This is a genomic window from Gracilibacillus saliphilus, assembly GCF_010994085.1.
GTDB classification, from domain to species: Bacteria; Bacillota; Bacilli; order Bacillales; family Amphibacillaceae; genus Gracilibacillus; species Gracilibacillus lacisalsi.
Genome location: NZ_WJEB01000072.1, coordinates 1 through 1,450 on the forward strand (window position 1 = coordinate 1; position 1,450 = coordinate 1,450).

The 1,450-nt window shown below is 30.2% G+C and carries 2 protein-coding genes and 1 pseudogene; all 3 read left to right on the top strand.

What is annotated here, in order from left to right:
• The first annotated feature begins 132 nt into the window (after positions 1 to 132).
• Positions 133 to 582 (top strand): DUF600 domain-containing protein, encoded by a 450-nt coding sequence (locus GHT08_RS21840; RefSeq protein WP_163583493.1) that lies wholly within the window; start codon positions 133 to 135, stop codon positions 580 to 582.
• 138 nt (positions 583 to 720) lie between these two features.
• Positions 721 to 900 (top strand): DNA/RNA non-specific endonuclease, encoded by a 180-nt coding sequence (locus GHT08_RS21845; RefSeq protein ID WP_238343654.1) that lies wholly within the window; start codon positions 721 to 723, stop codon positions 898 to 900.
• A 65-nt stretch (positions 901 to 965) separates the two neighbouring features.
• A pseudogene (locus GHT08_RS21850) lies at positions 966 to 1,390 on the top strand (immunity protein YezG family protein).
• Positions 1,391 to 1,450: the final 60 nt, after the last annotated feature.

Sequence of the window (1,450 nt, forward strand, 5' to 3'; positions counted from 1 at the left end):
AAGCACGTTTCTGTGAATGTAAAAATTAATTATGAAAGTAATAGCTTAAGGCCTTACAGTTTTGATATAGAGTTTCAAATCGATGGTGAACCCGATTTTATTAGAATAAAAAACACTTAGAGGTGATACCTTATGAAAAAGGAATTTGAAGATTATTTGTCTGAACTACAAACTGACATGGTAGCAATTAGCTTAGAGTACGTAGAAGATAGAGCTGATGATATTTTTATTTATTGTTCATATGAACCAGAAGCTTATTACTTTAATGTTTTTTTTAGACTTCAAGGGAAGCTTGTTTTGAAACATCAGCTAAATGATGTACCTGATGATTTTACTTATGACACTTCAACTGAGAGACAACTAGCTTTACAACGTATTGGTGTTCAAAATTTAGAAGAAATTCATAAAAAATGCAAAGAATATGGAAGAGATATGCCAAGCGAAATAAAATTACACTATAATGTAAAACAAAACTCATTAAAAGCAAAGTATAATTATGATATAGTTTATTCAAATGATGATGAACTATTACCTAAAGATATTTTCATTAGATGGTTAGAAGAAGTGAAAAATAATTTATAAATTAGACCTTGATTGGGTATCGACCCCCGAAAGTTAGAGTGAAAGATCTAACTTTCGGGGGATGTTTTTATGGTCCTCCTAATATTGATAATCTTGTACCACAAAACAGTCAAATTAACAGGAGGGGTGGAGTTTGGTATGATTATGGAGACAGAGTGGGCGAAAGCATTAAAAGAGGTACCGCCTAAGAAAGTTTCTGTAAACATTGAACCCATGTATTTAAATAATTCTATGCGTCCGAATTCTTTTATGGTTGAGTATGAAATTGAAGGTCAATTTCCAGTGTTTCGTGAGATTGCAAATAAATCAGGAGGTTGATGTATATGAGTTTTGAAATAGAACTAAACAAATTATATAATGAAATTGCTCAACAGATTAATGATATGATCCCAACTGAATGGAATAATTTCTGTTTTAATGGAGAAGTAAAGGATGAAGAAGGAGGAGTATTTTTCTTTTTTAGGCCTAAAGATAAAGTGCAATACGTTTATTCCCATTATATTCCTAGACTATATAATATAGATAGGAGGTCATACTATAACTGCATACATTATTTGAATTAACCGTTCAACTTCAAAGACTTTTCATTGAAAATGATCAAGAGCCTTGGTTTTCAGTAACATTATTAGTTAATGAAGATGGTAAATTAACTGTACATTTTGATTATACTAATTGGCATGATAGCGAATTTGGTCCGTCTGATAGAATTGAATATTTTGAATATAAATATATCAGTAATGATAAAGGTAACCTAGATTTAATTAAGAGAATGAAAGAATTTGAAAAAAATAATACTACTGTTGAATAAAGTACTTGATGGTTTTCGCAACAGTTCGATTTTTTTAACGTTCTTCAGAAAGAAGTCTCC